General features: G+C 60.2%; 21 protein-coding genes. 9 read left to right on the top strand and 12 right to left on the bottom strand.

All coding sequences use genetic code 11. The features are described from left to right. Positions 1–104: 104 nt before the first annotated feature. The 4 genes from NH234_RS23760 to groL all read left to right on the top strand — a co-directional run bounded on the left by NH234_RS23760 (position 105) and on the right by groL (position 3,629). Positions 105–836, top strand: coding sequence for a HugZ family protein (locus tag NH234_RS23760; RefSeq protein WP_085730193.1), 732 nt, complete (start codon positions 105–107; stop codon positions 834–836). A gap of 65 nt (positions 837–901) precedes the next feature. Continuing rightward, positions 902–1,378, top strand: coding sequence for an FxsA family protein (locus tag NH234_RS23755; protein WP_007953217.1), 477 nt, complete (start codon positions 902–904; stop codon positions 1,376–1,378). A 259-nt stretch (positions 1,379–1,637) separates the two neighbouring features. Next, the gene (locus NH234_RS23750; protein ID WP_085730194.1) at positions 1,638–1,931 is read left to right on the top strand and encodes a co-chaperone GroES; all 294 of its coding nucleotides are present in this window, start codon (positions 1,638–1,640) and stop codon (positions 1,929–1,931) included. 51 nt (positions 1,932–1,982) lie between these two features. Continuing rightward, the gene (gene groL / locus NH234_RS23745; protein WP_085730195.1) at positions 1,983–3,629 is read left to right on the top strand and encodes a chaperonin GroEL; all 1,647 of its coding nucleotides are present in this window, start codon (positions 1,983–1,985) and stop codon (positions 3,627–3,629) included. Positions 3,630–3,719: 90 nt separating this feature from the next. On the opposite strand, the gene NH234_RS23740 is transcribed toward groL, so the two are convergent. Continuing rightward, a complete protein-coding gene (locus NH234_RS23740; protein ID WP_085730196.1) occupies positions 3,720–4,463 on the bottom strand; it encodes a phosphatase PAP2 family protein in 744 nt (247 codons plus the stop codon). A 52-nt stretch (positions 4,464–4,515) separates the two neighbouring features. Continuing rightward, positions 4,516–6,465 (bottom strand): LTA synthase family protein, encoded by a 1,950-nt coding sequence (locus NH234_RS23735; protein WP_367254453.1) that lies wholly within the window; start codon positions 6,463–6,465, stop codon positions 4,516–4,518. A 203-nt stretch (positions 6,466–6,668) separates the two neighbouring features. On the opposite strand from NH234_RS23735, the gene colR reads away from it, so the two are divergent. From colR to NH234_RS23710, 5 genes are all read left to right on the top strand, one after another. Beyond that, entirely contained in the window at positions 6,669–7,352 is a 684-nt protein-coding gene (gene colR, locus NH234_RS23730) for a two-component system response regulator ColR (RefSeq protein ID WP_085709546.1), read from the top strand. Continuing rightward, positions 7,342–8,652: a HAMP domain-containing sensor histidine kinase gene (locus tag NH234_RS23725; protein WP_085730198.1), complete on the top strand. Its 1,311-nt coding sequence runs from the start codon at positions 7,342–7,344 to the stop codon at positions 8,650–8,652. The genes colR and NH234_RS23725 overlap by 11 nt, the downstream gene beginning before the upstream one ends. A gap of 123 nt (positions 8,653–8,775) precedes the next feature. Then, positions 8,776–9,444 carry a class I SAM-dependent methyltransferase gene (locus NH234_RS23720; RefSeq protein WP_367254452.1) on the top strand — a complete coding sequence of 223 codons (669 nt, stop codon included), beginning with the start codon at positions 8,776–8,778 and terminating at the stop codon, positions 9,442–9,444. Between the two features lie 4 nt (positions 9,445–9,448). Next, entirely contained in the window at positions 9,449–10,162 is a 714-nt protein-coding gene (locus tag NH234_RS23715) for a lipopolysaccharide kinase InaA family protein (protein ID WP_085730199.1), read from the top strand. A gap of 2 nt (positions 10,163–10,164) precedes the next feature. Next, on the top strand, positions 10,165–10,392 hold the full coding sequence (locus tag NH234_RS23710) for a hypothetical protein (RefSeq protein WP_085730200.1): 228 nt from the start codon (positions 10,165–10,167) through the stop codon (positions 10,390–10,392). Positions 10,393–10,459: 67 nt separating this feature from the next. On the opposite strand, the gene NH234_RS23705 is transcribed toward NH234_RS23710, so the two are convergent. The 10 genes from NH234_RS23705 to NH234_RS23660 all read right to left on the bottom strand — a co-directional run bounded on the left by NH234_RS23705 (position 10,460) and on the right by NH234_RS23660 (position 24,318). Next, positions 10,460–13,495 (bottom strand): multidrug efflux RND transporter permease subunit, encoded by a 3,036-nt coding sequence (locus NH234_RS23705; protein WP_367254451.1) that lies wholly within the window; start codon positions 13,493–13,495, stop codon positions 10,460–10,462. 13 nt (positions 13,496–13,508) lie between these two features. Next, positions 13,509–14,657: an efflux RND transporter periplasmic adaptor subunit gene (locus NH234_RS23700; protein ID WP_085730202.1), complete on the bottom strand. Its 1,149-nt coding sequence runs from the start codon at positions 14,655–14,657 to the stop codon at positions 13,509–13,511. A 146-nt stretch (positions 14,658–14,803) separates the two neighbouring features. Further along, the gene (locus NH234_RS23695) at positions 14,804–15,904 is read right to left on the bottom strand and encodes a DUF1513 domain-containing protein (protein WP_367254449.1); all 1,101 of its coding nucleotides are present in this window, start codon (positions 15,902–15,904) and stop codon (positions 14,804–14,806) included. Between the two features lie 14 nt (positions 15,905–15,918). After that, positions 15,919–16,983 carry an imelysin family protein gene (locus NH234_RS23690; RefSeq protein WP_367254448.1) on the bottom strand — a complete coding sequence of 355 codons (1,065 nt, stop codon included), beginning with the start codon at positions 16,981–16,983 and terminating at the stop codon, positions 15,919–15,921. Positions 16,984–17,009: 26 nt separating this feature from the next. After that, positions 17,010–18,437 (bottom strand): di-heme oxidoredictase family protein, encoded by a 1,428-nt coding sequence (locus tag NH234_RS23685; RefSeq protein ID WP_085730205.1) that lies wholly within the window; start codon positions 18,435–18,437, stop codon positions 17,010–17,012. Between the two features lie 154 nt (positions 18,438–18,591). Beyond that, complete coding sequence (locus NH234_RS23680; protein ID WP_085730206.1) at positions 18,592–19,935, bottom strand: imelysin family protein; 1,344 nt, start codon at positions 19,933–19,935, stop codon at positions 18,592–18,594. A gap of 195 nt (positions 19,936–20,130) precedes the next feature. Then, on the bottom strand, positions 20,131–22,182 hold the full coding sequence (locus tag NH234_RS23675) for a bifunctional diguanylate cyclase/phosphodiesterase (RefSeq protein ID WP_085730207.1): 2,052 nt from the start codon (positions 22,180–22,182) through the stop codon (positions 20,131–20,133). Positions 22,183–22,536: 354 nt separating this feature from the next. Further along, on the bottom strand, positions 22,537–23,133 hold the full coding sequence (locus NH234_RS23670; RefSeq protein ID WP_003227660.1) for a Fe-Mn family superoxide dismutase: 597 nt from the start codon (positions 23,131–23,133) through the stop codon (positions 22,537–22,539). Between the two features lie 175 nt (positions 23,134–23,308). Continuing rightward, a complete protein-coding gene (locus NH234_RS23665; RefSeq protein WP_007953256.1) occupies positions 23,309–23,911 on the bottom strand; it encodes a LysE/ArgO family amino acid transporter in 603 nt (200 codons plus the stop codon). Positions 23,912–23,916: 5 nt separating this feature from the next. Next, positions 23,917–24,318, bottom strand: coding sequence for an ACT domain-containing protein (locus tag NH234_RS23660; protein WP_367254447.1), 402 nt, complete (start codon positions 24,316–24,318; stop codon positions 23,917–23,919). Positions 24,319–24,345: the final 27 nt, after the last annotated feature.

The following is a 24,345-nucleotide window of genomic DNA, read 5'->3' as shown; positions in this document are numbered from 1 at the left end:
CCTGACATGGCCCGGCTGCACATGAGAACTGCCCCAGTGACGACTGATACTTATCCGTGTCGCCCGTCCGTTTTTTTGACGGATTCTATTTAAGGAGTCATAAATTGAGCGTTGAAGCGGCTAAGAATGCCCGAGAATTGCTTCTCAAGGAATACCGTGGCGTGCTGTCGACCCACTCCAAATCAATGCCCGGTTTTCCGTTTGGCTCCGTGGTTCCTTACTGCCTGGACGAGCAGGGACGGCCGCTGATCCTCATCAGCCGCATCGCCCAGCACACCCACAACCTGCAGAAAGACCCGAAATGTTCGCTGCTGGTGGGTGAGCGCGAGGCTGACGATGTGCAAGCCGTTGGTCGCCTGACCTATCTGGCCGAAGCGGAAAAACTCGAAGACGCGGCCGCCATCGAAGCCGCTGCTGAGCGCTACTATCGTTATTTCCCCGATTCGCGGAATTACCACAAGGCTCACGATTTCGATTTCTGGGTGCTCAAACCCGTGCGCCATCGCTACATCGGTGGTTTCGGCGCGATCCACTGGGTCGATCATCTGACCCTGGCCAACCCGTTCGCCGGCAAGGCCGAAATCAGCATGGTCGAGCACATGAACAGCGACCACGCCAAGGCCATCGCCCATTACGTCGACCTCGCCGGGCTGCCGAAAACCGTACCGGCACAAATGGCCGGGATCGACACCGAAGGCATGCACCTGCGCATCGGTCAGGCGCTGTACTGGCTGCCGTTTCAAGCGCCTTGTCATACGCCGATACAAGTGCGCGAAGCCTTGGTTTCTCTGGCTCACGCCGAGGTCTGGCCAAAAAATGCAGTAGCCGACGCTTGAATTCACGAAAGGGCGACGTCATCTAAGGCTTACTGCAAGGCATTTCTTGCGTTGAGGAAACTTTGATGCGCCCTTTTTTGTTGCTCTTTCTGCTGTTCCCGGTGTTGGAGCTGTTCGTATTCGTCAAAGTGGCAGGTTCGATCGGATTTTTTCCGGCCCTGCTGCTGATCATTCTCGGCTCGATGTTCGGCGTATTTGTGCTGCGCGTCGCCGGACTGGCAACTGCCCTGCGTGCCCGTGAAAGCCTGAACCGCGGCGAACTGCCTGCGCAAACCATGCTCGAAGGCCTGATGCTGGCCCTGGCCGGTGGCCTGTTGATCCTGCCGGGTTTCATCAGTGACGTGGTCGGTCTGGTGCTGCTGTTGCCGTTCAGTCGTCGACTCGTCGCCAACAAAATGCGCCAGCGCGCCGAAGAGCAGGCCATGCGCCAGCGAGCGTTCGCCGATGACCTGCAACCTCGCGGCGGTCCGGCACCGCGCCAGCCTCTGGGCCGCGAAGGCGATGTAATCGAAGGCGAATTCGAACACCGCGACACCAAGTAACTTCTGCATCGACACGGCACCTTCGGGTGCCGTGTTCGTTTGCGGGGCGAGTTCATGCAGGCTGCATGAAAATTTTTTGACCCCCGCCCTTGTAATAAGCTTCTGCGCCCTTATGTATCGGTCACCGAAAGGTTCCGACATTTTGAGTCGGACAGACTTCCGCGGTTCGCTCGACGAACCGCAACCGGCGCAGGCCGGATTCGTTAAACCCGCCGGGACTACACCGGCCGATGAAAACCACAATTAGGAGAGATCGACAATGAAGCTTCGTCCTCTGCATGACCGCGTCGTCATCCGTCGCAGCGAAGAAGAAAAGAAAACCGCTGGCGGTATCGTCCTGCCAGGTTCGGCTGCTGAAAAAGCCAACCACGGTGAGATTCTGGCTGTAGGCCCGGGCAAGGCACTGGAAAACGGTGAAGTGCGCGCACTGTCCGTGAAGGTAGGCGACAAGGTTGTGTTCGGTCCGTACTCCGGCAGCAACACTGTGAAAGTCGACGGCGAAGACCTGCTGGTAATGAGCGAGAACGAAATCCTCGCCGTTATCGAAGGCTGATTACCCCCGTTCATTTTCCCGCTACTACAAAGTATTTAAGGAATATCGATCATGGCTGCTAAAGAAGTTAAATTCGGCGATTCCGCCCGCAAGAAAATGCTGGTTGGCGTAAACGTCCTGGCTGACGCGGTAAAAGCGACCCTGGGCCCGAAAGGCCGTAACGTGATCCTCGAGAAGAGCTTCGGCGCTCCGACCATCACCAAGGACGGCGTCTCCGTTGCCAAGGAAATCGAGCTGGAAGACCGTTTCGAAAACATGGGCGCGCAGCTGGTCAAAGACGTTGCCTCCCGTGCCAACGATGACGCTGGTGACGGTACTACCACTGCTACCGTTCTGGCACAGTCGATCGTCAACGAAGGCCTGAAAGCCGTCGCTGCCGGCATGAACCCGATGGACCTGAAGCGCGGTATCGACAAAGCGACCATCGCTGTCGTTGCCGAGCTGAAAAAGCTGTCCGCGCCATGCACCGACACTAAAGCGATCGCTCAGGTTGGCACCATCTCCGCCAACTCCGACAACTCCATCGGCGACATCATTGCCGAAGCCATGGAAAAAGTCGGTAAAGAAGGCGTGATCACCGTTGAAGAAGGCTCGGGCCTGGAAAACGAACTGTCGGTTGTAGAAGGCATGCAGTTCGACCGTGGCTACCTGTCCCCGTACTTCGTCAACAAGCCAGAGACCATGGTTGCCGAGCTGGAAGGCGCGCTGATCCTGCTGGTCGACAAGAAGATCTCGAACATCCGCGAAATGCTGCCAGTACTGGAAGCCGTTGCCAAAGCCGGCCGTCCACTGCTGATCGTTGCCGAAGACGTTGAAGGTGAAGCCCTGGCGACTCTGGTCGTGAACAACATGCGTGGCATCGTTAAAGTCGCAGCCGTCAAGGCTCCAGGCTTCGGCGACCGTCGCAAGGCCATGCTGCAGGACATCGCCGTTCTGACCGGCGGTACCGTTATCTCCGAAGAGATCGGCCTGAGCCTGGAAAGCACCACCCTGGAACACCTGGGTAGCGCCAAGCGCGTAACCCTGTCCAAGGAAAACACCATCATCGTTGACGGTGCTGGCGTTGAAGGCGACATCCAGGCGCGTATCGCTCAGATCCGTGCCCAGGTGGCCGAGACCTCCTCGGACTACGACCGTGAAAAACTGCAAGAGCGTCTGGCCAAGCTGTCCGGCGGCGTTGCAGTGATCAAGGTTGGCGCTGGTTCCGAAGTAGAAATGAAAGAGAAGAAAGCCCGCGTTGAAGACGCCCTGCACGCTACCCGTGCAGCCGTTGAAGAAGGCGTGGTGCCTGGCGGTGGCGTTGCGCTGATCCGCGCTCTGAACGCGATCATCAGCCTGAAAGGCGACAACGCCGACCAGGACGTAGGTATCGCTGTTCTGCGTCGCGCTGTTGAAGCACCGCTGCGTCAGATCGCTGCCAACAGCGGCGACGAGCCAAGCGTTGTGGTCAACGAAGTCAAGAACGGCAAAGGTAACTTCGGTTACAACGCTGCGACTGGCGAATACGGCGACATGATCGAAATGGGCATCCTGGACCCAACCAAGGTCACCCGTTCCGCTCTGCAAGCTGCATCGTCGATCGGCGGTCTGATCCTGACCACCGAAGCTGCTGTTGCTGACGCACCGAAGAAAGAAGGTGCAGTAGGCGGCGGTATGCCGGACATGGGCGGCATGGGTGGCATGGGCGGCATGATGTAAGCCAGCCTTACCCCGAAACGAAAAACCCCGCCTGCGATGAGCAGGCGGGGTTTTTTATTGTCCTGATTTTGTTATCTGGCGTTTGAGTAATCAGGCGTTTACCGGTTGCGACTTCATGACCGCTTCAGCTTTCACGGTCGGGCGATACAGCACCCAGTAATACGACCCCAGGCAGATCAGCCAGCAGAAAATTGCCGTCCACACGTTGTGCGAAAAGAAGTGCGCGCCCTGCATCATCCGGCTGATCGAGAACACCGAGCCCAGCGCAAAGGCAAAGATGAACGCCTGCCGCGCCAGTCGCGGGCGACGATCCCGCAGCACGAAGAACAGCGCGAACAAGGTGAAACCCGTTGCGGCATGGCCACCGGGCCAGCAGCGGCCGGGCTTGTCGGTCGGCGGACGGTGATCCAGCAGTTTGCTGTAGGTTTCATGGCCGCCGAACTGCTCAAGACTCCACGGACACTGCACGGCGGTCACTGCTTTCATCGGTGTCACGAATGACGTCGCCAGGCCGAGCGACAGCACCAGGCAACCCAGTTCACGCTTGAATGGCTTGAGCCGTTCAATGAAGAATGCAGCGATGAAACCGATGACGGAAAACACCGAAAACGCAATCACCACCTGTTTGGCGCGGTCGTGAAGGATGTTTTCCAGAAAGTAACTATGGCGTCCGATGAAGTCGCCGGCGGCGGGGTCGTAAAACATCCGGGCCAGGTTCATGTCCAGATCGGTCAGTTCGAGCAAGACCAGGATGGCGGCCGCGACGGCGGGTATCCCCAGGCACAGCCAAAAGTTCAGCGGGCGAGGGGCAGGGCGTACAACACTTGATGACATGAGGGATCCAGAACGGGAAAACGCCCCGGGGCATCAGCCCGGGGCGCTTCGATTAACGATCGCTGACTTGCGCGGCACCCTCCTTGGGCGCTTTCCAGCCAAGCAGCTGTTGCTTGAAGCCATAACTGGCGGTTTGGTAATACGTGATGGCGCGGCTCACCAGCGGGTCGTCGCTGTTGACCCGGGACTCGCGGCTTTCGGTCAGTGCGTCGTCGTGCCGGCGCAGGCCTTGGCGCGGGCTGAGGATCGCCAGATCCTTGCCGTCGAACAGCCCCAGATGCTGATAGTTGCCCACCACGACCCGAGGTGGCAGCGGGTTGTCCGCCAGCAGGTTGCGACCGAAGAACGTCGATTGGTAATCCAGGTTCAGCAGCCCCAGCAGAGTCGGTGCGAGGTCGACCTGACTGGCCAGTTGCGCGTTTTCCCGTGCTTCGATCAGCTTCGGTGCATAGATGAACAGCGGGATCTGGTAGTTGGTGATCGGCAGATCTTCCTTGCCCGCGCTGCCGGCGGTGTGGTCGGCGACGAAGATGAAGATCGTGTTGTCGAACCACGGTTTCTCACGCGCCTGCGCCAGGAACTGGCCGATGGCGTAGTCGGTGTATTTCACCGCACCATCGCGACCGTTGCCGGATTTGATGTCGATGCGGTTTTCCGGGTAGGTGTACGGGCGATGGTTCGAGGTCGTCATCAGCTGCAACAGGAAAGGTTGCTGCTTGGCGTAGTCGGCGTCCGCCAGCTTCAGGGTCTGTTTGTACAGATCCTCGTCGGCCATGCCCCAGGCATTCTTGAAGTGGATTTCCGACTCATCGACGCTGCTCTGGTCGACAACGCGATAGCCGTTGCCGCTGAAGAACGCGTTCATGTTGTCGAAGTAGCCACGGCCGCCGTAGACGAACACGCTGTCATAGCCGACCGCGCTCAATTGCTGGCCGAGGCTGGCGAAACCGCTTTCGCGACCAATGCGCTTGACGATCGAACGGCCCGGTGTCGGCGGAATGGCCAAAGTGATGGCTTCCAGGCCCCGGTCGGTACGGGTGCCGGTGGCGTAGAAATTGTTGAAGTACAGGCTCTGCTTGCGCAACGCGTCGAGGTTCGGCGTCAGGTTGCGGCCATCACCATTGCTGCCAAGATATTTGGCGCTGAGGCTTTCGATGGTCACCAGCACGATGTTCGGTTTGCGGGTGACACCCGGGTTATCGATATCGCGACGAATGTCCTGCGGATCCTGACCGACGAAGCGGGCATTGGGCTCGTTCAGTTCGGCACGCATCTGACCGGCGACTTTGTCCGCTGGCAGGCTCTTGTAGAACTGGCTGTAGTCCAGCTCGTTGTTACGGAACGCGGCGAAGAACTGATAGGGGCCGTTGCTCGCCAGTTCATTCTGATAGGCGTTGCCGCCCTGGGCCCGCGGGGCGTCCTGGCTGATCAGTTGCAGACTCAGACCCGCGACCACCAGCAGAGCCAGTGCATTCAGAAGGCGCCCGCGCAATGGTGGCAGCGGGGCATCCAGCGTCGCGTTGAACGGTTTGCGCAGTGCGAAACTCAGTGCGATGGCCAGCACCGCCAGGATGCTCAGCAACTTGCCGATCGGGTAGGACTCCAGCACGTTGTTCAGCACTTCGTCGGAATACACCAGATAATCGACGGCGATGAAATTGAAGCGCACCCCGAACTCATCCCAGAACAGCCATTCGGCCACCGCCGTGAACAGCATGGCGTACAGGCTGACGGTCAGCAGTCCCTGCAGGAACCAGCGGTGAGCGCGCCGCCGCCACAGGCCCGGCGGGCACAGCAGCAGATACAGGCCCATCGGCAGGGCCGCGTAGGCGAGAAAGCCCAGGTCGTAGACCAGGCCGACGCCGAACACGGACAGCGCACCGCCACCGGCCTCATCCAGATGAGTCAGCAGCAGTACGGTGCGAGTGAGGAGAAACACCACCAGCCAGGCGCCGGTGACCAACAACAGATAGCGCATAGGCGCTGTCTTGAAGAAACCCATTGTTTTCTTTTCCTTTTATCAATGGCGCGGGAGTTTCGCGGCGCCACTGTAGTCAGGTTGTGAATCGATAGTGAAAACTTTGTTAAAGATTTATTTCGTCCGGGCAATTTCATCTGCCGGGGCACCAGCGCTGGCCCTGAACCGAAACAGGCCTTAAGCTGCGCGGGCCATGACGGCCGTTACTGTGTACGGAAGAGGTGCCCATGCGAATTCTATTGGTCGAAGACAACCGCGATATCCTGGCCAACCTGGCCGATTACCTGGGCCTGAAAGGCTATACCGTCGATTGCGCCCAGGACGGTTTGTCGGGCCTGCATCTGGCTGCCACCGAGCACTACGACCTGATCGTGCTCGACATCATGCTGCCCGGTATCGACGGCTATACGCTGTGCAAGCGCCTGCGCGAAGACGCTCGCCGTGACACGCCGGTGATCATGCTCACCGCCCGCGACCAACTCGACGATCGCCTGCAGGGTTTCAAGTCCGGGGCTGACGATTACCTGGTCAAGCCCTTCGCACTGTCGGAACTGGCTGCACGAATCGAAGCCGTGATGCGCCGCACCCAGGGCGGCGGTCGTCGCTCCTTGCAGGTCGGTGATCTGAGCTACGACCTCGACACACTGGAAGTGACCCGCGAAGGCAAACTGCTCAAGCTCAACCCGGTGGGCCTGAAACTGCTCGCGGTACTGATGCAGAAGAGCCCGCATGTACTGCGCCGGGAAATTCTCGAAGAAGCCCTGTGGGGTGACGATTGCCCGGACAGCGACAGCCTGCGCAGCCACGTCCACCAATTGCGTCAGGTGATCGACAAACCGTTCGCCAAACCACTGCTGCACACCGTGCACGGCGTGGGTTATCGCCTGGCCGAGGGCCGCGATGGAGTTTAAGCAAAGCCTTGCCCAGCGGATCATCATCGCCTTTGCGCTGATGAGCGCGCTGGTGGCAGGGGCCTTCGCCATGGGCATTGTTGCGACCGTGCACCTGGTGGAAGAAAAACTGATTTCCGCAGGGCTGGGCGGCGACTTGCAGCGCCTGTTGTTGATGGACAACGTCTCGGACTGGAGCCATCGGCCGGAGCCGGATCAGCTGTTCTATTTCAGCGGCGGCCCGGGGGACTTCGAGCTGCCCAAGGATCTGCGACATCTGGATTCCGGGTTCCACGAAGTTTTCCGCGAGCAGTTGTCATATCACGCGATGGTCGAAATCGTCGACGGTCGGCGTTATGTGCTGCTGCAGGATCAAAGCGATTTCGAAGAGCGTGAGCGCGTACTGTTTGCCGTTGTGCTGGTGGGCTTCGTGCTCAGCCTGGCGCTGGCGGTTTTCCTCGGCTGGGTGCTGGCACGCAAGGTGATGGCACCGGTGGTCCGGCTGGCGCGTCAGGTGCGTCATCGCGATCAGTTGCTGGGCCTCGCACCGCCGCTGGCGCCGGACTACGCCGCCGATGAAGTGGGTGAACTGGCGGTGGCATTTGATGCGACGCTGGGGCGTTTGCGTCAGGCGCTGACGCGTGAACGGCTGTTTACCAGTGATGTGAGCCATGAGTTGCGCACACCGCTGATGGTACTGGCCACCTCATGTGAACTGCTGCTGGAGAACCCGGGCATCGATCAGCGCGGCCGTGCCCAGGTTGAGCGAATAGCCCGTGCCAGCGAAGAAATGCGCGAACTGGTGCAGACCTTCCTGATGTTGGCCCGTGCCCAGCGCGAAGATGCGGGGGCGGCGCCTCGGCACAGTCTGGGGCAGGTGGCGGACAATCTGTTGGGCGTGTGGCGCGAGCCGATCGAATCCAAGGGGCTGAAGCTGATTTTCGAGCCGGGCAACCCGCCGGACACCCCTTATAACGCCACACTGCTTAATGCCGTGATGGGTAACCTGCTGCGAAATGCCCTGCACTACACCGAGCAGGGTTTCATTCGTTTGACGCTCCGTGCCAACGGCTTTGTGGTCGAGGACTCGGGCGTGGGCATTCCCGAGGAGAAACGCGAGGCGATGTTCCAGCCTTTCGTGCGGGGCAGTGAAAAACGTGGAGAGGGCCTGGGACTCGGATTGTCATTGGTGCAACGCATCTGCGAGAACCAGGGGTGGAGCGTCACATTGAGTACGATGGAACCCAATGGCTGCCGTTTCGAGGTAGATCTGGGCAAACAGGAATCCCTCCCAAATGGCACAAAAAAGCTGCCAACCTGAACGAATCCTGTATAACCTTGAAATAGTTCGTGGGTTTACGCGACGTTTTTTTCACAAAGGGATGACCTGACGCTGACACGCGCCTGCCTAAGGTAGAGGCATCAGTATTCAGGAGTCCCGATGATGTCCGGCCCGATCAAGCTCGATTTTTCCGAAAAGTATGACGACAACCATGCGCAGAAATATCTGCGCAAGCATCAGGATGGCCTGGGGCGTCGTCTGTCCAACTGGCGGGATCAGCAGTTGGCCCGCAAAGCGCTGACCTTGGTCGGCGAACCGGGACTGGTGCTGGATCTGCCGTGCGGTGCCGGGCGTTTCTGGCCGTTGCTGGCGGAAAAACCCAATCGGGTGATCATCGGGGCAGACAACTCCGAGTCAATGATCAAGACGGCAATGCAGGCCCAACCGGCGGATGTGGTGAAACGGGTACAACCCTTGCACACATCGGCGTTCGACATCGCGTTGCCTGACAATGCCGTAGACAGCATTTTCTGCATGCGTCTGCTCCACCACATCGGTGAAGCGGAGCATCGATGGACGATTCTGCGCGAATTCGAACGCGTTACCCGGGACAGTGTGATCATTTCGTTGTGGGTTGACGGCAATTTCAAGGCCTGGAAACGCAAACGTGCTGAGAAAAAGCGCGGGCAGGAAGGTTACCAGAACCGGTTTGTGTTACCGGCCGCTACGGTTGAAAAGGAATTTGAAGAGGCGGGATTCAGGATCCAGGAACAACTGGACTTCATTCCGCTCTATGCCATGTGGCGAGTTTACGTACTACGCAAGAGGTAAGAGGATGGCAGTGCAATTTACAGCAGAAACGAGAGTTGCTCCCCAGGATCGCTTTGACTACTACTGGAACCAGCGCGGTGAGTGGGTGGAGGAACCCAATGTGCGTCGTGGTGGCGAAAGTGGCGTGCAGCGGGTGGTGGGGCGCGATGGTCAACTGCTGTATGCCAAACGCCAGACAGGACATATCTATCGCAGCTGGTTGCATCCGTTCGGTCGACCGACCGTATTGCGTGAACTGGATGCACTGACCGGCGTAACCAAACTCGGCGTCCGGGTGCCGGAAATCGTTTTTTGCGGGGCCCAGCCTGATCCGCAGCACAAATGGCGTGCCTTGCTGGTCACCAAGTCGCTGGACGGCTTCCAGGAACTTGAACAGTGGGAAGCGGCAGGTGGCCGCGAGCAGTACGGTGAAGCCGTGTATGAACGCGTGCTCAAGGATCTCGCCGAAAACCTGGCCCGCATGCACAAGGGCCGCTGGCAGCACAGCTGCATTTACATCAAGCACGTCTTTGTCCGCGTCACTGGCGAAGGCGACTCGGCCAAGGTCGAAGTGGCCCTGATCGATCTGGAAAAATGCCGTCAGCGCTTGACCGCTTACCGTGCGGCCTCCCATGACATGAAACAATTGCGCCGCCACTCGTCGTTCAGCCCTACGGACTGGAAAAAACTCGTCTATTTTTATGAGACGGCGTTTGGCAGCGCTATCAAGGGTTTATAGCGATGAAACTAGAAATTGCGCGAGGTTTGTTTCTGGTAGGAGCCTTGGCAGTTGCATCTTTGGCGGTGGCGGCCTGGGAACAGCCACGCATGCAAGTGATCGGGGCATCGAGCAACGATGCCCATTGTCCGATGCCGCGGGTGGCGAAAGCCTCCGTGGCAACCAAGCCCGACCATGATTTACTGCTGTTCATGTTCGGACTTTCTCAAGGGATGAGGCCGCAGAGTTGAATCGATTGAAACGAGCCAAAGGCCTCGCAGATGCGAGGCCTTTTTTGTGCGCGTGTGTAAATGGCGGTTACGGGGCGGGGGCGGGATCGGGTTTGGCCAGCACGGTGTAGACACAGGGCAGGACGAACAGCGTAAACAACGTCCCGATCGACATCCCGGTGGCAATCACCGTCCCGATATCAAAACGGCTCACAGCACCCGCGCCACTGGCCAGGATCAGCGGCACCATGCCGAACACCATGGCTGCGGTTGTCATTAGCACGGGTCGCAGGCGAATCGCCGCTGCTTCCTCGACCGCTTCACGGGGCGTCAGACCCTTTTCCTTGCGCAACTGGTTGGCAAATTCGACGATCAGGATTCCGTGTTTACTGATCAGGCCGATCAGTGTCACCAGCCCGACCTGGGTGTAGATATTCATGCTCGACCAGCCGAGGAACAGCGGAATCAGCGCTCCGCAAATCGACAGCGGTACGGTCACCAGAATCACCAACGGGTCGCGGAAACTTTCGAACTGTGCCGCCAGCACCAGGAAAATGATCGCCAGAGCCAGGGCGAAGGTGACCCACAGCGCGCTGCCTTCCTGTACGAACTGTCGTGAAGCGCCACCATAGTCGAAAGCAAAACCGGCGGGCGCTTCTTCCCGGGCGATCTGCACCACGTTATCAATGGCCTCGCCCATGCTGACCAGCGGGAACCCGGACAGCTTCGCCGCGTTCAGTTGCTGGAACTGGTTGAGCTGTCGCGGTCGTGCCCGGTCGGTCACGGTGATCAGTGTCGACAACGGCAACAGCTCGCCCTGGGTGTTTTTCACGTAGTAGTTGTTCAGCCAGTCCGGGTTGTCACGGTAGGCCCGCTCAACTTGGGCGATGACTTTGTAGCTGCGGCCCTCAATGGTGAATCGGTTGATCTCCGCTTCGCCCAGCAGAGTGGCGAGGGTGCCGCCCAGATCCAGCATCGACACACCCATCTGCGCCGCCTTGGCGCGGTCGATATCGACCACCACTTCCGGTTTGTCGAAGGCCAGGTCGAGGTCGACGAACGCGAACTTGCCCGACTCCATGGCGCGTTTCTTGATCCGGTCAGCCACCTGCAGCAACAGCTCGTAGTCGTTGGCCGTGTTGATCACGAACTCGAACGGCAGGCCCTCGCCGGTGCCGGGCAGGGAGGGCAGGTTGAAGCCGAAGATCTGCAGGCCGGGAATGCTGCCGAGCTTGCCTTGTACCTCGGGAAGAATCTGCATCTGGGTGCGGCTGCGTTCGTTCCATGGTTTGAGCAGGAAACCACCGATGCCGCTCTGCACACCGTTGTAGCCGTTGATCTGGAACGAGGAGTAGTACTCCGGGAATTCCTTGAAGATCTTCACGAATTCTTCGGTGTAGGTGTTCAGATAATCGAGGTTGGTCGGTTGCGGCGCGTTGGCCATCATGAAAATGATGCCCTGGTCTTCGTCCGGTGCCAGTTCCGATTTGGTGAACTTGAGCAGCACCGGAATCAGACACAGCACGATCACCGCGAACACCAGCACCACCGGCCGGGTGTTGAGCGTGCCATGGAGCATGCTCTGGTAGCGTCGCTTGAGGTTATCGAAGATCCGGTCGAGGCGATGGGCCAGTCCCGTTGGGTTCTCCTCGTGACGCAACAGCAGGGCGCACATCATCGGCGACAGGGTCAGGGCAACGATGCCGGAAATCACCACGGCCCCGGCCAGTGTCAACGCAAACTCCTTGAACAACGCCCCGGTCAGCCCGGTGAGGAAACCAATCGGCGCATACACTGCCGCCAGCGTGATGGTCATCGAGACCACTGGCATCGCGATCTCCCGGGCGCCTTCGAGTGCAGCATCCAGCGGTGTCTTGCCTTCCTCTATATGCCGGTGGATGTTTTCCACCACGACGATGGCATCGTCCACCACCAGACCGATGGCCAGCACCATCGCCAGCAGGGTCAGCAGGTTGATCGAGTAGCCCATCATCTGCATGAAGAACATCACGCCGATCATCGACAGCGGAATGGTGACCACCGGGATCACCACTGAACGCAAGGCGCCGAGAAACAGGAACACCACCACGATCACGATCAGCACCGCTTCGAACAGGGTTTTCACCACTTCGTCGATGGAAGCCTGGATGAACAGCGTGGCGTCGTAGGCGATCTCGCTCTTGAGGTTGGGCGGCAACTGGGCCTCCAGCTCCGGCATGATCTTGCGCACTTCCTTGATCACATCGAGCGGGTTGGCCCCGGGCGTCGCCTTGATCCCGATGTACACCGAGGGTGTACCACCGAAGGAACTGATGGAGTTGTAGTTCTCCGCACCCATTTCCACCCGCGCGACATCGCTCAGCAGCACACGGCTGTCGCCACTGACCTTGAGCGGAATCTTGCCGAAGGCCTCGGCGGACTTCAGTTCGGTGTTGGCGTTGATGCTGGTGACCACGTATTCGCCTTTCACCTCACCAGCGGCGGAGAGGAAGTTGTACTGGCGCACCGCGTTGGTCACATCGCTGGCACTGAGGCCGAAACCGGCGAGCTTCACGGGGTCGATCCACAGGCGCATGGCGAACACCTGGTTGCCGAGGATTTCCGCTTCTGCCATGCCTGGCAGCGTCGCCAGTTTCGGCTGGATCACTCGCGACAGGTAGTCAGTGATCTGCGGATTGCTCAATTCCTTGCTGAAGAAGCTGATGTACATCAGCGCCGAGGCATCGGCGGATTCCTTGCTCAGCACCGGGTCTTCGGCATCCTGCGGCAGTTTGTTCTTCACCTCGTTGGCCTTGGCCAGCAGTTCGGTGAACAGTCGGTCGCTGTTGGAGCCGATGCGCGCGTAGATCGAAATTACCGAGAAGTTCTGGCGACTGACCGAGGTCATGTAGTCGATGCCTTCGGCACTCGCCAGGCTCTGTTGCATCGGCTGGGTGATGTAGCCCTGGATGGTTTCGGCGTTGGCCCCGGGATAGGCGGTAGTCACCGTGATCAGGGCGTTTTCCATCTGTGGATACTGGCGCAACGGCAGCTTGCTCCAGGCCTGGAAGCCCAGCAGCACAATCAGCAGGCTGACCACGGTGGCGAGCACCGGGCGGCGAATGAACGGATCGGTAAAGGCCATGAGGATTCCTTGATCAGTCGGCGCGGCGCGGACTGTTCTGCTCGCCGAGGGTCTTGTCTTCGCTGATGGCGATGTGGGCGCCGTTGTCCAGTTTGATCTGGCCGGCCGTCACCACTTGCTCACCGCTCTGCACGCCCTTGTTGATCATCACCAGGCCCTCGCGGCGCTCACCGGTTTCAATGAACCGACGCTCGGCGATCAGCACCGGCTGGCCCTTGTCGTCTTTTTCGACGCTGCCGTCCTCGGCTTTCTTCTGCCCGACCACGTAAATCGAGTTGCCGTAGAGGGTGTAGGTGATCGCGCTTTCCGGCACGACGATGTGTTTCTGCGGATCCGGCAGCAGCACTTCCAGGCTGGCGAACATGCCCGGCAGCAACTTGCCATCGGGGTTGGCCAGCGTCGCGCGAACCAGAATGTTGCGGGTGGTGCTTTCGACAATCGGGTTGATCGCGCTGATGGCGCCGGGAAAATTCTGGCCGGGATACGCGGCTACCGAAATCTGCACCGGTTGACCGATGGCCAGTTTCGGCACTGATTGTTCGGGCACATAGAAGTCGGCGTAGAGGCTGCTCAGGTCCTGCAGGGTGGCGATTTTCGTGCCGCTGGCGAGGTAGTCGCCGACGTCCACCTGACGAATGCCGATGGTGCCGCTGAACGGGGCGACGATGCGTTTTTTCGCCAGCGATGCATTGAGCTGATTGACCGTGGCGCGGTTCTTTTGCAACACCGCCGAGAGTCGGTCGAATTCGCCCTTGGAGATGGCGCTGCTGCCCACCAGTTGACTGCCGCGACCGAAATCCAGTTGCGCCAGTCCGAGGTCGGCCTTGGCGGTTTCCAGCAAGGCGGATTCGACGGCGCTGTCGAGTTGCAACAACGGTTGCCCGGCCTTGACCTTCTGGCCTGATTCGAACTTCAGCTCGGTGACGGTGCCGGCCACTTCCAGGCTCAGCTCGACACCTTGCAGTGCCTTGAGTGTACCGACGGTAGGCAGGCGCATCTGCCACGGGCGCTCGGCGGCGGTGGCCACGGCGACACTGATCGGCGGTTTCGGTTTGGCAAAACCCTGGATCATCGTGTAGATCGAGAAGGCCTTGTAACCGGCGAGGAGCAGAACGATCAGCAGTACAACACCCAACATGATCAGCATGCGGCGACGCAGCATATTCCAGTTCCTTGGAGAAAATCAGGCGAGACAGGCGGGCACATTACCCTGAGTCCGGCAGGGATTCCAACTGCCAGTTTTTACCGGGTGTAAAGGAGGAGGGTGCACAAAAGCGGTGCCGCCGACCGGGCGGTCGGCGGCGATTTTCAGGCCATCAGATGAAGATGGTTGTCCCAGAGCCCCGCCGGCAGTTCCAGCGGTTTGGCCAGCAGTTCGTCCTGGCGGCAATCGTAATAGCGGCAACGTCCTTGCCCCGAGGTCACGACGAAGCCGTCCTTCACTGCACCGACACCGGCGCAGTCGGGTAACGGTGCATCGAGGCGTACTTCGCCGCTGTCCAGATCCCAGATGAAGAAGCGGTTGCCGCGCGGTGCGGTCAGCGCCACCAGCCGCAGATCGCTGTGCACGGCGACGCTGGCGGTGTAATGACCCATAGACTGCAACTGGTGCTCAGGCACCGGGAACGCCACGAATGGCTGGCCCGGACGCTTGATCGCCAGCAGATCGGAACGCTCCTGGGACGGCCCCATGAATTGCTGGCCGGCGACGATGGTGCCGTCGCTGGCGATCCCCAGATGGCGCACGCTGTTCATTTGCTGGGCGAGGGTTTCCTTGCTCAGCAAAGTGCCGTCGCGCTGCATCAGCACCAGGCTTGGTTCCATGGCGTCGAGGTTCATGTCGACCCGGCTTTCGGCCTCGGTGCGGATCCCGCCGTTGGCCACCACCAGGGTTTCACCGTCGGGCATCCACGACACCTGATGCGGGCCGAGACCGTGGGTGGAGATCTCGCCGCTGTGCACCAGTCGTTCACCCTCGAACTTGTACACCCCGAGCAGGCCGCGGCCCGGATCGGTGGTGTCGTTCTCGGTGGCGTACAGGTAGTCGCCGCTGTGGTGGATGACTGCGTGGCCGTAGAAGTGCCGGTTCGGCTGCGAGGTCACGGTCTGCAGCAACGCACCGTTGCGCAGGTCGATAAGGTAACTCTCGGTGCCCGGACGCCGGGCGACGAACAGCGCGATCGGCAGCGTCGGGTGATTGATGATGTCGTGGCAGCGCTGGCCGACTTCGGTGGCGAACACTCGCGTGCCGTCCAGTCGATAGCCGACGGCGTAGTGCTTGCCGTCGACGTCGTCCCGCGCCGACAACAGCAGTGGGCTCTGATCCTTGCGCTTGAACAGCGTCCAGCCGCCCAGTGTCACTGCTCCCAGCAGCAAACTACCTAAAGTCAGAGCCTGGCGTCGCAGCATGGCACTTGCCCTCATCAGTCACCGTCGTTGGCGTTGAAGCCCAGTTGGATGCCCAGCGCCTTGGCCAGTTCGCCTTCGTGCAGGCGATGGACGACGTTGAGGCTGTCGTAGATGTCGTTGAGTTGCTGGCGACCGGCGTCGTCTTCGAGCATTTCGGTCAGCGAGCGCTGGGTGCTGCCGAACAGCTTGAGCGAGGCTGCGTACGCCGCGTCGACCTTGTCCGCCAACGGTTTCTGCTCGGCCGGCAGCAAGCCGCGCAGGCCTTTGTTGTCGACACCTTCCCAAACGGTCTTGGCGGCGGCCAGGCTGGCTTCCATGGCCGTCAGAGACGACTGGCTGCGCCATGCATCGGCCTGGAACGGTTGCGGCACGCCTTTGCTCTGACGGCCCATCGGGGTGCCGAGTTTTTTCTTCAGGGTGTCGAGGGCAGTGACCTGTACCCGCAGCAGATCGGCGATTGCTTCGTGGGAGTCGGCGTAGCGCTGGTTGGGGAACTTGCTCATCTGCGCAAGCATGCCGTCGGTGTTGTTCCAGCTGCTGAGGATTTCCTCAGCCAGGAGTTTCTGGCGCTCGCCGATGGCCACCAACAGCGGGCAGTACTTGGCTTTCTGTTCGTCGTTGGCCACGTCAGGCTTGGCGTCGAACAGGATGTATTCATATGCCGACAGGCCCTGGACCACGACGCTGGATTTGGCCAGTGCAGCGGCATCGATCTGCGGCTGGGCGGTGACCAGTTGCTCGACCTGACGGCCGACCAGGTTTTTCTTGTCCGGCCAGAACTGCACCTGCCACGAACGGTTGCCCTCGGCCAGCGGGCCGATCAGCAGCGGTTGCAGCTCGGCCCAGGCTTTCTGCGCATGCAGGAAGTCGGTGCGGGCGGTGTCCAGGGACTCTTTGCCCTGGCAGTAGGCGAGGGCGCTGACGGCCAGTTGCTTGTCGGCTTCGACCCAGCGGGTGTAGGTCGGCAGGATCACCGATTTGGCGATGGCCGCCGAAGTGACGGCTTGCGGATCCTGCGGCGAGCAGGCGCCGAGGGCCAGTGCGGCAAGGCTGGTGAACAACAGCTTGGGACGGAACATGTCGGGCTCCCGATTCTTTTAAGTGTTTAAAGTGAATTCAAGAACGCCAGCAGCGCGGCACGCTGCTCGGCATTGAAAGACAAAACCTGTTGCTGTGCCGCCTTCGCTTCGCCGCCGTGCCAGAGCACGGCTTCGAGCAGGTTGCGGGCTCGGCCGTCGTGCAGAAACTGAGTGTGGCCGCTGACCGCCTGCGTCAGGCCGATGCCCCACAACGGCGGGGTGCGCCAGTCGCGGCCGCTGGCCTGGAATTCGGTGCGGTTGTCGGCCAGGCCTTCGCCCATGTCATGCAGCAGCAGATCGCTGTACGGGCGAATCACTTGATTGGCCAGTTCAGGTTCGGCCGCGTTGGCGGCGGTGGTGTATTTCGGCGTGTGACAGGACTGGCAGCCAGCCTGGAAAAACAGATTCTTGCCGGCCATCACCTGAGCATCGTTGACGCCACGGCGTGCGGGAACAGCGAGGTTGCGGCTGTAGAACAGCACCAGGCGCAGGATGTTGTCGCTGACTTCAGGTTCGCCGTCCGGGCCATTGCCATTCGGCGCCTGTTTGCAGGCGATTTGCGCGTCGGTGCAGTCATCAAATGGTCTCAGGCTTGTGGTGAGGCCCATGTCACCAGAAAACGCGTGAACATTTTGTTGATTGAGGTTCGGTTGTCCGGCTTTCCAGCCAAATCGCCCCATGACCGTCTTCTGCTGAGCGTCATCCCAGACCCGGTTGGGCCGGCCGTTGATGCCGTTGTTCTCTTTGGCCTGCGCGGCGGCGTTGGCGAGGATCGCTTCTTCGGGGATGGCTTCGAGCAGACCCAGGCCGATCATCGGTGGCGCAACGCGTGCGGAGAAACGTGTGTCCGGGTGCATCGGGCCGTAGCCGAGTTGGGTGATTTGCAGAACCGGTTTGCGCAGTTCGATTTCGGTGCCGTCCTTGAAGCGCACCGGCACTGGCGTGTAATCGACCCGCACCTTGCCTTCCGGTGCAACGCCGGGCACGGCCATGTCCTGGAACTGCCCACCGTAGACCGGCTCCGGCACGACGCCGACCTGCTCGATCAATCTGGCGTACTGCGGCGCATCGGGAATCGACAGGCGCACCAGCATCGACACGGCGTTGGGCGCATCCGGCGTCGGCGGATGTCCGCGCCCGTCCTTGATGTGGCAACCCTGGCAAGCGTTGGTGTTGAACAACGGGCCGAGGCCATCGCGGGCGGTGGTGGTCGACGGTGCGATCACCCAGGGGCTGCGAAAGAAACTGTTGCCGACGCTGAAATCCACCCGACGCGAAGGTGGCAGGTTGGCCGAGGGCAGGGAAAATGAATTCTGATCGGTCTTGCGTACGGTCGTGGCGCCGCCGGAGCGGGCTTCGCCGGGCTCGGCCTTGGTGAAGCGCGGGGCGTCATCGCAGGCACTCAAGCCAAGGGCCAGAAACAGTGCGGACAAGCGAAGAGGCAGCGACGGCATCAGACTTCCTGCGGACGGGCAAAAATAAAGGCGCAAAGTCTAACAGGGCGAGGGGGTTTGAATAAGAGGAATTATCGTTTGCTTGATACAAGTCAGGCCGGCCGAAACGAACAAGGCGGCCCGAAGGTCGCCTTGTTCAGTCAGACAGCGATGATCAGAACTCGTGATCAGCGTTGTCCGGGTTCAGGTCGCTGATGCCCAGTTTGCCGGCAGCGGCTTCGATCGAACCGGTCTGCTTGACCAGCGAGGCGATGGCGTCACGGACGATCTGGTTGCCGGCGGTGTTGCCGGCGGCGATCAACTGGTCGTAGTGCTCACCCTTGTTGGCGTGATCGACCATGACTTGGATCTTGGCCTCGGTAGCGGCCAGATCGGCTTTCAGGGCGGTGTCGGCAGCCGGATCAACCTTGGCTACCAGCGACGACAGGCTGGCGCCGGTCATTTTGGTGCCGTCGACGCGGGTGTACTCGCCCAGGTAAACGTTACGAATACCCTTGGCATCGTAGAAGTGCGAGTTGTGGGTGTTGTCGCTGAAACAGTCCTGTTCGTCTTCCGGGGAGTTCGCTTCCAGGGACACTTTCATGCGCTCGCCTGCCAGCTCGCCCAGTGACAGGCTGCCCATGCCGAACAGCATTTTGCGCAGGCCGCTTTCAGCCGGTTCGGCTTCCAGGGTGGCGCGGTAGTTGTCGGCCACGTTCGGCTTCCAGTTGCCGACCATTTCTTCCAGGTCGCTGACCAGCAGTTGAGTCACGGCTTTCAGGTAGGCACGACGACGATCGTTGTGACCGCCCGTGGCGCCGGCGCCTTCCAGGTAGTCCGACGCCGGACGGTTGCCGGCGCCAGGGCCGGTGCCGTTCAGGTCCTGGCCCCAGAGCAGGAATTCGATGGCGTGGTAGCCGGTGGCAACGTTGGCTTCGGAACCGCCCAGCTCGTTCAGGCTGGCGAGTTTTTCCGGAGTGATGTCCTTGACGTCGACCTTGTCTTCGCCGACCTGTACTTCGGTGTTGGCGATGATGTTGGCGGTGGCGCCTGGGTTGCCCAGTGCGTGTTCGTAGGATTTGTCGACGTAGTCGATCAGGCCTTCGTCCAGAGGCCAGGAGTTAACCTGACCTTCCCAGTCGTCGATGATGGTGTTGCCGAAGCGGAACACTTCGCTCTGCAGGTAAGGAACGCGCGCGGCAACCCAGGCTTCACGTGCGGCCTTCAACGTCTCGGCGTTTGGCTTGGCAAGGAATGCATCGATAGCGGACTGCAGGGTTTTCGCGGTGGATTCGGCATCACTGTAAACGGCGAAGACCATGTCGGCGTAGTGCGCGACCACAGCCTTGGCAGCGGCTTCGTCGACTTTACCGGCAGTGGCAGGAGCCGCTGGCGCGGCGGTGCTGGCGGCTGGCGTCGGCGCTGCCGGAGCGGCGGCCTTGTCTTTACCTTCGCCGCAACCGGCGAGGGAAATGGCGATGGCCAGCAGACTGGCGGTAGCCAGAGGCATACGAATCATGGCGAACATCCTGCTTCGGTAATTGAGTGGACAGGCGCGTGGGTGCGCAAAGCTGCGACATAATGCAAATCTTTCGCATTATGTGTAAAGGGTTGTAGCTGGAAATATTTCCTATTTGCGCAGGGTTTGCGCTGGATCAACCGCGTACACCATGCCCGGCGGATCAAGCACTTTGCCGGGCTTCGCAGGCTGTTTTCAGAGAATTGCCGCGTTGCTGCGTTGCGCCTGCTTGAGATAGGCGCTCAACTCCCGCGCCGGCAGCGGCTTGCTGTAGTGATAGCCCTGACCTTCGTGGCAGCCTTCGGAGATGATGTAGGTCTCCTGTTCGGCGGTTTCCACGCCTTCGGCGATCACCTGCATGCCCAGGCTCTTGCCCAGTTGAATGATGGCGCGAACGATGGTCGCGTCATCGTCGTCATCCAGCAGATCCTGGACGAAGCTCTTGTCGATCTTGATCTTGTCCAGCGGCAGACTCTTGAGATAGCTCAGCGAGGAGTAGCCGGTCCCGAAGTCGTCGATGGCGATCAGTGCGCCGGAGCGGCGCAGGCTCAGCAAGTGCTGGGCGGCGGTGCTGATGTCTTCCATCAGGCCGGTTTCGGTGACCTCCAGTTCCAGGCTGCGCGGTGGCAGGCGGTACATCTGCAACAGGTTGTTGACCACTCTCGGCAGCTCGGCGTGGTGCAGTTGCACGGTGGACAGGTTAACCGCCATGCGCAGGTCGACGAAGCCCTGATCGTGCCACTCGCGCAGCTGCTTGCAGGCCTGATCCAGCACCCACTCGCCGATGGCGATGATCGTGCCGTTCTGTTCGGCCAGCGGAATGAACAGGTCCGGCGGCACCAGACCATGTTCCGGATGTTGCCAGCGAATCAGCGCCTCAACGCCGACCACACGGTGGTCGCGGTAGCTGATCTGTGGCTGGTAGACGAGGTAGAACTGGTCGCGCAACAGCGCATCACGCAGGTCTTTTTCCAGCTCGCGACGTCGGCGCATTTCGCTGTCGACGCTGGCGATATAGAACTGATAGCGGTTGCGCGAGCGGGTCTTGGCCAGGGTCATGGTCTGCTCGGCTTTCTGCAACAGCTTCTCGGTGCTGTCGCCATCCTCCGGGAACAGGGTGATGCCGATGGTGGCGCGCAGGCGGATTTCCTGATGATCGAGGGCGAATGCGGCCTCCAGATCATCGAGGATGTTTTGCGCCAGTTCCGCCGCTTCGTAAGGTTGTTCGATATCGGCCTGCACCAGGGCGAACTGGTCGCCACCCAGGCGGGCGAGGGCACCTAGGCGGCCGCTATGGGCGCGCAGTCGATCCGCCAGGGCCAGCAGCAATTGGTCGCCGGTCTGGTAGCTGAATTGTTCGTTGATGCCTTTGAAGTCATCCAGCCCCACGCACAACACCGCGACCCGTCGCTGAAGCTTGCCGGCATCCACCAGAATCTTGTCCAGTTGTTGCTGCAGTTGTTGACGGTTCGGCAGGCCGGTGAGGAAGTCGTACTGGGCCATGCGCAGCAGACTGTTTTCCGCTTCGTGGCGCAGGTGGGTGTTTCGTTCGATGGATTCGAGCAACTGGTTGGCGGTGTTGATCCAGATACCGAGTTCGTTTTTCTCGTGACCCTTGAGCTGTGGAATCTTGTGTTCGCTGGGGCGGTCCGGGTTGATTTCGGTGAGGTGCTCGATGATCCGCGACAGCGGCTTGGTCAGCAGCCAGTGATAGACCAGATACAGCACCAGGCCCATGGCCAGGGCACGCAGCACGCCGGAAATGAAGATGATCACCGAACTGACGATAAAACCCTGGCCATACGTGGCGGTGTCGAGGGTGATGCTCAAGTCGCCGTAATATTCGCTGTAGGGGCCGCGTCCCACCAGCTGGGTGGTGAACGTGCGCTCCTGGCCGAGGATCAGGTCGGTCAGCCAGCGGCTGTTGGAATGCTGCAGTTCGCGGGATTTCTGCGCGAGCATCGCTTCGTTGGGATGGCCGATGGAGGCCTGGCGCACGGCGTCATCCTGGAACAGGCCTTCGATTACCTGCATGCCCATCTCTCGGTCCAGGCTGTAGACAGCCTGGGTGGAGGGATCGCGGAACATGTCGAGGATGCGCTCGGCATCGCTGGCGACAGCCTGGCGTGTTTTATAAGCATCGAAAACGATCTGCGCGCAGCTCAAGACCACGCCGACGATCAATGCCGACAGGAGCACGACCCGGAGCAACTTCACCGACAAGCTGTTCTTGAGTTCCAGCTTCAAAGGGTTATTCCTTGTTCCGTGCGGGTAGCGTCAAGTTGCCATGAGTATTGGCAATCCCGTGTTGGCAGTCAAAGGGACAATCGAACTGCGGAAAGTTTGTCCGTGGCCTTGGCCGAAATGCGGCTGCCTGGAGTATTTGCCCTGGTTGTACTGTGTCGGTAGTTTTGCTCTCCAACTTGAGGGGCGTCTGACAATTTTTCCTCTGTTGATGTTAGTCCGCTGTGGCTTGGGAGCAAGGGGACAAGGGCTGCTTTGCGTGTGGGAAATGGCCCTGTTTGCGATGAGATTCGCCCTCGCGCTTTTCGCAGGCATAAAAAACCCGGCAATAGCCGGGTTTTTTGTCTGGCACGCAGCTTAAGCGGTGAAGGTCTTGCCTTCGAACTGCTCGGCCACGAACTTCCAGTTGACCAGGTTCCAGAACGCCTCGACGTACTTGGGACGCAGGTTACGGTAGTCGATGTAGTAAGCGTGTTCCCAGACGTCGCAAGTCAGCAGCGGGGTGTCGCCGCTGGTCAGCGGGTTGCCGGCGCCGATGGTGCTGGCCAGCGCCAGGGAACCGTCAGCCTTTTTCACCAGCCAGCCCCAGCCGGAACCGAAGGTGCCGATCGAGGTTTTGCTGAACTCTTCCTTGAACTTGTCGAACGAACCAAAAGCCGCGTTGATGGCTTCAGCCAATGCGCCGGTTGGTTGACCACCGGCGTTTGGCGCCAGGCAGTTCCAGTAGAAGGTGTGGTTCCAGACCTGAGCGGCGTTGTTGAAGATGCCGCCCGAGGAAGTCTTGACGATCTCTTCCAGGGTCTTGCCTTCGAACTCGGTGCCTGGCACCAGGTTGTTCAGGTTCACGACGTAGGTGTTGTGGTGCTTGTCGTGGTGGAATTCCAGGGTTTCCTTGGAAATGTGCGGCTGCAGGGCATCGTGTGCGTAAGGCAGCGGCGGCAATTCGAAAGCCATGATGATTCTCCTAATCAGGTCTGTTGCGGTGAGCGCAAGGCCGATCACGGGCGGCCAGAAATGCACCGGCGAGTTTTTACTCTTTGCGGCGCAGGGTTCGGATCATAGCACCGGGGGTGCGGCATAACCACGCAACAACTGTGTGGGATAGAGGTTCCAGAGCTGTTTGGAATAATCACGAGGCCAGAATGAGCTGACCGGCCACCGTGAACATCATCACAGCCACCAACAGATCAAGAATTCGCCAGGTACTTGGCCGCGCCAGCCATGGGGCGAGCCATGCTGCGCCAAACGCCAGAGTGAAAAACCACAGCAGCGAAGCGCTCGCCGCGCCCACGACATAAGCGCCGGGCACCGATTGTTGCGCGCCGAGGGAGCCGATCAGCAGCACGGTGTCGAGATAAACGTGCGGGTTGAGCAAGGTCACCGCCAGTGCGCTGAGCATCACCGCGCGCAATGAACGCACGGTCTGGTTTTCACCCTGTTGCAGGCTCTGTTTAGAGAACGCCCGGCGCAATGCCTGGCTGCCGTACCAGATCAGGAACACTGCACCGCCCCAGCGGGCAACCGCCAGCAACGTCGGATTTTGCGCCAGCACCGTGGCCAGGCCGAACACGCCTGCCGCCACAAGTAACGCATCGCAGGCGACGCACAGCGCGGCGACCGGCAGGTGATGTTCACGACGCAGGCTCTGGGCCAGCACAAAGGCGTTCTGGGTGCCGATCGCCATGATCAGCCCGAACGCCACCAGCAAACCGTTGGTATAGCTTTGCCACATGACAATTACTCCGCGTTGGCTGCGAGATCGCGCAGCACTTGCATGGCACGTTCGGCGTCGGCCTGACCGACGAACAAATGATCGTGGTAGTAGCCGGCAATCACGTTGCAACTGATGCCGGCCTTGCCCAGTGCGGTGGCGAACGCGGCGGTCAGGCCGACGGCTTCCAGCGCCGAATGCACGTTCAACGTGATCCACGCGGCGACATAGTCAAAGCTGAAACCGGCGCGCTCGGCGTGGGACCGTTCGAGAATTACCGTCAGGCCTTCCCGTTCGCGGAAACTGCCTACGACCTCCAGACCGCTCGGCATTTGCCCGTCGCGCAAGGTGCAGAACACGTATTCGCCGGCATTGAGCTGCGGGCTCATGCTGCGCAGCAGGGTGGTCAACGAGGTTTCGCCAGCCATGGGGAGGGTCCTTGATAAAGAGTGCTT

It is taken from the genome of Pseudomonas sp. stari2 (genome assembly GCF_040760005.1).
Taxonomy (GTDB): Bacteria; Pseudomonadota; Gammaproteobacteria; order Pseudomonadales; family Pseudomonadaceae; genus Aquipseudomonas.
Note: the sequence above shows the minus strand (reverse complement) of the source record. Positions and strands in the feature narration are given on the sequence as shown.